This is a genomic window from Streptomyces sp. adm13(2018), assembly GCF_008042145.1.
Classification (GTDB): domain Bacteria; phylum Actinomycetota; class Actinomycetes; order Streptomycetales; family Streptomycetaceae; genus Streptomyces.
Map to the genome: position 1 here is coordinate 12,795 of NZ_RDBH01000024.1, position 7,359 is coordinate 20,153.

Consider the following 7,359-nt stretch of genomic DNA (forward strand, 5'->3'; position numbering starts at 1 on the left):
GCCGAAGTCGATCCAGGTGATGGCGTTGTCGCTGGTGGCGCCGTAGGCGCGGAGGGCGCCGGTGACGTCCGTCTCCAGCCGGCACACGCAGCGGCCGGTGTTGTTGTTGCGGGGCACGTTCTGGCGGGTCAGGCGGGTGGCGCGCAGCCGGTGCGGCAGGGTTCCGATCCGGCTGTCGGCGGTGAGGCCGGGGGAGCAGGTGACGGTGCCGCGGAGCTGGAGGTAGGTGGTGCCGGCGAGGGCGATCAGCCGGCCGCGCGGGCGGTCGGCGCCGGGGGAGACGCCGGGTTCGAGCGTGAGGTCCTCCCAGTCGGCGAGGACCTTGACGCCGTCCACGGCGGGCCTGGTGGGGTAGAAGCCGATGGTGACGTCGCGGGAACCGGTGGTGTCGGGGACGGTGTTGCTGAAGCCGAAGAGCAGCCGGGCCTCGCCGGTCGCGGGGTCGACCTCGGTGGTGACGCCCTCGGGCTCGCGGCGGGTGAGGCCGTCGGCGTTGGTGACCACCTGGCGGTCGATGCGCTGCCCGGTGTTCCAGTCGTACGAGGTGAGGAAGGCGACGCCGGGGAACTTGTCGGCCGCGTCGTACGGAGCCCACTGGTAGGAGTAGAGGACGTCGCCGAGCGCGGTGAAGCCCTGGGAGACGAGGGTCTTCTGGAGCGGGTGGGGCGTGTGCACGTCGGGGGTGACGTCCTCGCCGGCCGGCATGACGAAGGTGGTGCCCACCGGGGTCCACTCGCCGGCCGCGGCGGCGGCGGAGTCGTAGCGGGTGAAGTGCCGCTTCCCGTCCTTGTGGTACATCACGCACAGCCGGCCGTTCACCGGGTCCAGCGAGGGGCCGGTGCTCGACGTGCTGCCGGGCGGGGTGAACTTCCGGCTCTGCGGTATCGCCGCGCCGTCGAGGACCGTGCCGTCGACGAAGCGGAACCGGGTGACGGCCTTGCCGAAGGCGCTGTTGTCGGCGGAGAGCTGGAGCGGGCCGACCTCCGTCCAGAGGTAGGTGTCGGCGCCCACGGGCTCGGCGCCCATGGAGAGGCCGTGGCCGAAGCCCTTCAGCTGCATCGAGCCGGTGATCGCGCCGGTGCGGCGGTTGATGCGGTTGAGCCAGAGGTTGCCCTGCGGGGCGGTCGCCGAGCTCTCGACCTGGAGGACGAAGACGTGTCCGTGGACGGTGTCGGTGGCGATGGCCTGCGGGGCGGGGCCCTTCTCCAGGTCGACCGTCTGGATGAGCCTGCCGGTGGCGCCGGACAGGTCGACGCCGTTGGCGTCCGTGGTTCCCATGCTCTTTCCCCCTGGGGCGTGCGTGGCCGGAATCGGAAGGGTGATCATCACATGAGCTGTCAGAGGCCCGACGCGGGGCCGGATTCGGACGTTCCGTAGCGAAGGGAGGATGGGTTAGCTTAGGCTTACCTAAGTAGGGCTTCTGGGCGCAGGCTCGGCGGCCTGTCCCCGTCACCTCTCCCGGGAGAACTCGGATGCGTCCCTTCACCACCCGCGTCACACGGCCCACCCCCGCCGAGCGCGTGCGATCGATCCTGGCCGCCGCCCACTCCATGACGGTCGTGTCCGACGGACACCACCAGGAAGTGCACCTCCTGGACGGCACCGGGCCCATGGGGCACATCCACCTCCACGACCCCTCCGAGGAGAGCCACACCGGGGGAACCGGCCGGATCCCCGTCCGCCTGGAGTTCACCGACATCGCCCCCACCCCGGTCCGCGACCGGCTCCGGGCCCGCGTCACTCTCACCGGACTCCTCTCCGCCCCCTACGAGGCGGAGGCGGCCACCAGCATCTGCATGGAGTTCGGCCAGGCCCTCCTGGAGGACGCCGACGGCCGCAGCTACATCACCCTGGAGGAACTCCACGCCACGGACGTCGACCCCATGGCCTCCTGCGAGGCCTCCATGCTGACCCACCTCGTCGACGGCCACGCCGAACTCGTCCCCCTGCTGCTGCGCCTCGTCCGGCCCCGCCCCGCCCGGGACATGGTCCGCGCCCTGCCCGTCGCCCTCGACCGGTACGGCATCACCCTGCGCCTCGAACACCCCACCGGCCACCAGGACGTCCGGCTGCCCTTCCCCACTCCCCTCACCGACATCGACCAGGCCGGACCCCGCATCCACGCCCTGCTCGCCGCGGCCCGCCGCTCCTCCCACCCGAACAGCCTCCTGACCTGACCTGACCTGCCCGAACGTCCTCCCCAGCCGGTCGAGATGCCGGACCGGCGAGGCGGGCCAACAATGGACGGGTACACCCGCGCCCGGTCGGTGCGGGGGACCGCTCGGGGACTTCCCTATCGGACACGGCCTTGCCCATGAACGCAGGAAGCCCGGCCGCCACCCGGCCGACACCCCCCAAGGGTGCGCTGTACCGACTGGGGCGCTGGTGCGCCCGCCACTTCATCGTCGTCATCGCCCTGTGGCTGGCGGCGATGGTGGGGCTCCAGATACTCGACAGGGTCGTCGGAGGGCAGTACTCCGACGACTTCGACCTCCCCGGAGTGCAGTCGACGGAGGGCCTCGACGCCCTCCAGGCGCACGACCCCGCCGCAGCGGGCTACGCGGCCCAGATCGTGCTGAACAGATCCGCCGGGCCCCTCACCGACGAGGCCCCCGCCGTCAACTCGACGGTCGCCGCGCTCCAGAAGCTGCCCGACGTCATCGGCGTACAGAACCCGCTGCCGCCGCCCGGCACCACGCCGCCCGCCCTCCCGGCCGGAGTCCCCAACACCGGTCCGCTGTCCACCGACGGCAAGACCGCCTACATCACCGTCCGCTTCAGCGAGCCGCCCTCCACCCTCGGCACCGACTACCTGCCCGGGGTCGACTCCGCCGTCCAGCCGCTCCGGGACGCCGGCGTCGAGGTCGAGTACGGCGGTACGCTCGGCGAACTCGCCCGGCCCGAGGCCGACGACCGGACCAGCGAGGCCATCGGCTTCGCCGTCGCGATCGTGGTCCTCCTCATCGGCTTCGGCAGCGTCATCGGGGCCGTCTTGCCCCTGGTGACGGCCCTCCTCGGGGCCATCTGCGGCCTCGCCCTCCTCGGCCTGATGGCCGCGGCGTTCACCTTCGGCACGGTCTCGCCCACCCTCGCCACCATGATCGGCCTGGGCGTCGGCATCGACTACGCGCTGTTCCTCATCACCCGGCACCGCCAGAACCTCATGAACGGCCACGATCCCGCCGACTCGGCGGGGCTCGCGACCACCACCAGCGGACGCGCCGTCCTGGTCTCCGGCTGCACGGTCGTCATCGCCCTCTCCGGACTGTGGGTCTCCGGCGTCAGCTTCATCGGCAAACTCGGCCTCGCCGCCGCCTTCACGGTCGTCACCGCCGTCCTCGCCGCCCTCACCCTCGTCCCCGCCATGCTCGGACTGGTCGGCACCCGCATCGACCGCTACCACGTGCGCAAGCCGGTCGCCGAGACCGACGCCGAACCCGGCGCACCCGCCCACGGAACCTGGCACCGGTACGCCCAGCGCGTGGAGAAGCGCCCCTGGTGGTTCCTCACCGGCGGCGTCCTGGCACTGCTCGTCCTCGCCTTCCCGCTGCTCTTCATCCAGCTCGGCCACATCGGCGACGGCGCCGACCCCGAGTCCTTCACGGACCGGCGCGCCTACGACCTCGTCTCCACCGCCTTCGGCCCCGGCGCGAACGGCCCCCTGACGCTCGTCGTCGACCAGTCGGCCGTGCCCTCCGCCGACCGCGCGGACCTCGCCGACACCCTCCAGAAGTCCCTGACCGGAGTACCGGACGCCGCCTACATCACCCCGCTCCAGCCCACCCCCGACGGGGACGTCCTGGTCGGCACCGCCTACTCGGTGGCGTCCCCGCAGGACGAGAGGACCACCCAGCTGACCAACCACCTCGTCGACGACGTGCTGCCGCAGGCGGTCGCCGGCACCGACGCCCACGGGTACGTCACCGGCACCACGGCCGCCCAGGTCGACTTCCTCGACCTCGTCTCCAGCCGTCTCCCGCTGATCATCGCCGTGGTGGTGGGCCTCGCCTTCCTCGTCATCCTCACCGTCTTCCGCGGCCTCCTCGTCGCGGTGAAGGCCGCCGTGCTCAACGTCCTCTCCATCGCCGCCTCGTACGGCGTGGTCGTCGCCGTCTTCCAGTGGGGCTGGGGCGGACCCGCGCTCGGGGTCTCCGGCAAGGTGCCCATCGAGAGCTACGTACCGATGATGATGTTCGCCATCGTCTTCGGCCTCAGCATGGACTACGAGATCTTCCTGCTCTCCCGCGTCCGCGAGGCGTGGCTGCGCACCGGCGACTCCAAAGCCAGCGTGGCCCACGCCCTGGAGATCACCGCCCGCGTGATCACCTGCGCCGCCCTCATCATGGTGAGCGTCTTCGCGGCCTTCATCGTCTCCGACAACATCGTCGTCAAGATGCTCGGGCTGGGACTCGCCGCCAGCGTCCTCATCGACGCCACGGTGGTACGCCTGCTGCTGGTGCCCGCCGTGATGACCCTCCTCGGCAAACACGCCTGGTGGACTCCGCGATGGCTGGACCGGATCCTGCCCCACCTGGACACCGAGGGCGAGGGCGAACCCGAACCGGCCCCGACCGGGGCGAAGAAGGCCTGAACCCCGGCCTCAGCCGCGCGACAGCTCGCCCAGCAGTCGCCAGGTCCGCACCCGGCCCTCCTCGCCGTCCAGTTCGGTCGCCGTGAACACCACCTCCGTCGCCCCCGCCTCGCGATAGCGCCGCACCTCCGCGGCGACCGCCTCCTCGTCGCCGATGACGGCGATCTCGGCCGCCCCCGTGGCGCCGGACGCCTCGATCGCCCGCCGGTACGAGGGGATCCGCTCGTACAGCGCGAGCTCCCCGGCCGCCCGCTCCCGCACGCCCGCCACCCCGGACCGCGCGGTCACCACCCCCGGGACCAGGGCCACGATCCGGGGCGCGGGCCGGCCGGCCGCCTCCGCCGCGGCGGTCACGGCGGGGACGATGTGCTCGGCCAGCGCGCGCGGCCCGGCCAGGAACGGCAGGATCCCGTCCGCCAGTTCACCGCTGACGCGCAGAGTCTGCGGCCCCATCGCGGCGACCAGCACCGGCACCGTCGGCCGCGCGCCCGGCACCTCCGCCGAGTAGGGCGTCGTCGCCGTCAGCAGCTCGCCGTGGAAGTCCGCGGTACCCGTTTCGAGCAGCGGGCGGAGCGCCGTCAGGAACTCCCTGAGCAGCCCGACGGGCCGCCGGTACGGGATGCCGAAACCGGCCTCCGTCAGATGCCGGGTGCCCAGCGCGAGCCCGAGGTGGTAGCGGCCGCCGGTGGCCGCCTGGGCGGTCTGTGCCTGACTGGAGACGAGAAGCGGATGACGGCCGAAGACCGGGAGGGCGGCGCTCCCGACATGCAGCCCCGGCACCTCCCGTCCGACGATCGCGGCCAGCGAGGGAGAGTCGTACGCGAAGGACTGGCCGAACCACGCCGAGTGCAGGCCCGCGTCGCGCGCCTCCCGTGCGAGGCGCACCGTCGTGTCGATGGTGCGGCGGACCGTGGTCGAGCCGAGCGTTACCCCGAGAGTCATACCAGCGCCAACCCGCCCCTCCCCGAACGCGATTCCCGCCCGTGTGTGAAGAGTGTGTTGCGCGCGCGGGTCCGCCCGCCGCGGTCGGCGGGGCAGGAGCGGGGCGGCTCCGGCCGCCCCGGGATGATGGGGCCATGATGACCCTCGCAGAAGTGGACGCGCTCGCCGACCGCGCGCACGCCGGACAGACCGACAAGACCGGCGTCCCCTACGTCGAACACGTCCGCGCGGTCGCCGCCGGCCTGGCACCCCTCGGCCCGCACCTCGCCATGGCGGGACTGCTCCACGACGTCGTCGAGGACACCGACTGGACGGCCGCCCGGCTCCGCGCCGCCGGGATCCCCGACCGCGTCGTCGACCTCGTCGAAGCCGTGACCAACACCCCCGGAACGGACTACGAGGAGAAGATCCGCCGGATCACCCGGGACCCCGAGGCCACCCTGGTGAAGATCGCCGACAACGCCCACAACAGCCGCGCCGACCGGTCCGCGTCCCTCCCGACCGCGCAGCGCGAACGGCTCGCCGCCAAGTACCGAGCGGCCCGCGAGGTGCTGTGGGCGGCGGCCGACCCCCAGCGGATCGCCACCGTCCTGCGCATCGTCAACCCGGACCTCCTCGCCGAGCTCGCCGAACTCCCCGCCCCCGGTGACGCGCGTCACCGGAACCCGCTCCTGGAGCCGGACAGGTCACCGAGGACGTGACGGCCGCGACCTCGGCCAAGGGTGAGGACTGCGTGGACGGCGTGGACGGCCTCATCGGGCCTGGACCCGTCGCCTCCGCCCGCGCGGTCGTGGTCCGGGCCTTCGTGGACGGTGTCCAGATCGTGCCGTAGCCCTCAGGACACCCGGCCCGACGACCAACCGCCCAGTTCCGTCGGGCGGTTGGTGATGATCCCGTCCACCCCGAGCGCGTCCAGGGCCTTCCACCGGGTCGGGGTGTCCACCGTCCAGACGTTCACGGCGATCCCCGCCGCGTGCAGGGCGTCGACCACCTCCGGGCGGGCGGACAGGGCCCGGTCCGAGGGGTTGTACGCCGCGAGGTGCAGGTCCGCGGCGAGCGCGACGGGGTCCGCGTCCAGGGTGTCCCGCAGCAGCCCCAGGGGGAGTTCGGGGGCCAACTGGTGGACGTACCGCAGATGCGCGACCTCGAAGCTCTGGACGAAGACCCGGTCGCTCATCCCCTGCGCGCGCACCAGGTCGACGATCCGGCGCACCTGCTCGTAGGTGTGGCTGCCCTTCACCTCGAGGAGCAGCTTCCCGCCGCGCTGCCGCAGGTCCGCCAGCTGGGCCTCCAGCGTGGGCACGTGCGTGCCCGCGAAGGACGGGGCGAACCAGGAGCCGGCGTCCAGGGAGTCCAGCTCGGCCGAGGTCAGCGAGCGGATCGGACCGGTGCCGTCCGTCGTCCGGTCCACGGTCGCGTCGTGGAGCACGTACGGCACGCCGTCCACACTGGGCTGGACGTCGTTCTCGATCCACACGGCCCCGCCGCGCCGGGCCACCTCGCCGGCGACCAGGGTGTTCTCCGGGGCGGCCGAGGAGGCGCCCCGGTGGGCGATCACGGTCACCGGGGCCCCCGCCGGACGCAGCCAGGGACTCGTCGCCGCCGCGCCGTCCGCCCCGGGGCGGACGGCCGGGCGCATGGCCGCCAGCGAGGGCGGAGCGGTGGCGACGAGGACGGCCGCCCCGGAGAACACCCTGGTCGCCGGCGAGGTGGCCCGGCGCGGCGGGGCCGTGTGGATCGAGAACGACGTCCAGCCCAGTGTGGACGGCGTGCCGTACGTGCTCCACGACGCGACCGTGGACCGGACGACGGACGGCACCGGTCCG

The 7,359-nt window shown here is 72.9% G+C and carries 8 protein-coding genes; 5 read left to right on the plus strand and 3 right to left on the minus strand.

The window, feature by feature from the left end:
* A partial coding sequence (locus tag EAO70_RS02285) for a hypothetical protein (protein WP_148001362.1) occupies positions 1 to 1,278 on the minus strand: 1,278 nt, incomplete at its 3' end.
* A gap of 194 nt (positions 1,279 to 1,472) precedes the next feature.
* On the opposite strand from EAO70_RS02285, the gene EAO70_RS02290 reads away from it, so the two are divergent.
* The gene (locus EAO70_RS02290; protein ID WP_148001355.1) at positions 1,473 to 2,177 is read left to right on the plus strand and encodes a DUF2470 domain-containing protein; all 705 of its coding nucleotides are present in this window, start codon (positions 1,473 to 1,475) and stop codon (positions 2,175 to 2,177) included.
* A gap of 137 nt (positions 2,178 to 2,314) precedes the next feature.
* Positions 2,315 to 4,591, plus strand: coding sequence for an MMPL family transporter (locus EAO70_RS02295; RefSeq protein ID WP_187283687.1), 2,277 nt, complete (start codon positions 2,315 to 2,317; stop codon positions 4,589 to 4,591).
* A gap of 9 nt (positions 4,592 to 4,600) precedes the next feature.
* On the opposite strand, the gene EAO70_RS02300 is transcribed toward EAO70_RS02295, so the two are convergent.
* Positions 4,601 to 5,533, minus strand: a complete 933-nt coding sequence (locus tag EAO70_RS02300) for a TIGR03564 family F420-dependent LLM class oxidoreductase (protein WP_148001357.1) — start codon at positions 5,531 to 5,533, stop codon at positions 4,601 to 4,603.
* Positions 5,534 to 5,667: 134 nt separating this feature from the next.
* On the opposite strand from EAO70_RS02300, the gene EAO70_RS02305 reads away from it, so the two are divergent.
* Together EAO70_RS02305 and EAO70_RS38730 are read left to right on the plus strand one after the other, a co-directional pair.
* Positions 5,668 to 6,234 carry an HD domain-containing protein gene (locus tag EAO70_RS02305; protein ID WP_148001358.1) on the plus strand — a complete coding sequence of 189 codons (567 nt, stop codon included), beginning with the start codon at positions 5,668 to 5,670 and terminating at the stop codon, positions 6,232 to 6,234.
* On the plus strand, positions 6,231 to 6,365 hold the full coding sequence (locus tag EAO70_RS38730) for a hypothetical protein (protein WP_261992599.1): 135 nt from the start codon (positions 6,231 to 6,233) through the stop codon (positions 6,363 to 6,365). Before EAO70_RS02305 ends, EAO70_RS38730 begins: the two co-directional genes overlap by 4 nt.
* Positions 6,366 to 6,368: 3 nt before the next feature.
* On the opposite strand, the gene EAO70_RS02310 is transcribed toward EAO70_RS38730, so the two are convergent.
* The gene (locus EAO70_RS02310) at positions 6,369 to 7,172 is read right to left on the minus strand and encodes a glycerophosphodiester phosphodiesterase (RefSeq protein ID WP_148001359.1); all 804 of its coding nucleotides are present in this window, start codon (positions 7,170 to 7,172) and stop codon (positions 6,369 to 6,371) included.
* On the opposite strand from EAO70_RS02310, the gene EAO70_RS02315 reads away from it, so the two are divergent.
* The coding region (locus EAO70_RS02315) for a glycerophosphodiester phosphodiesterase family protein (RefSeq protein ID WP_261992600.1) at positions 7,171 to 7,359 on the plus strand (189 nt) is incomplete at its 3' end. The genes EAO70_RS02310 and EAO70_RS02315 overlap by 2 nt on opposite strands.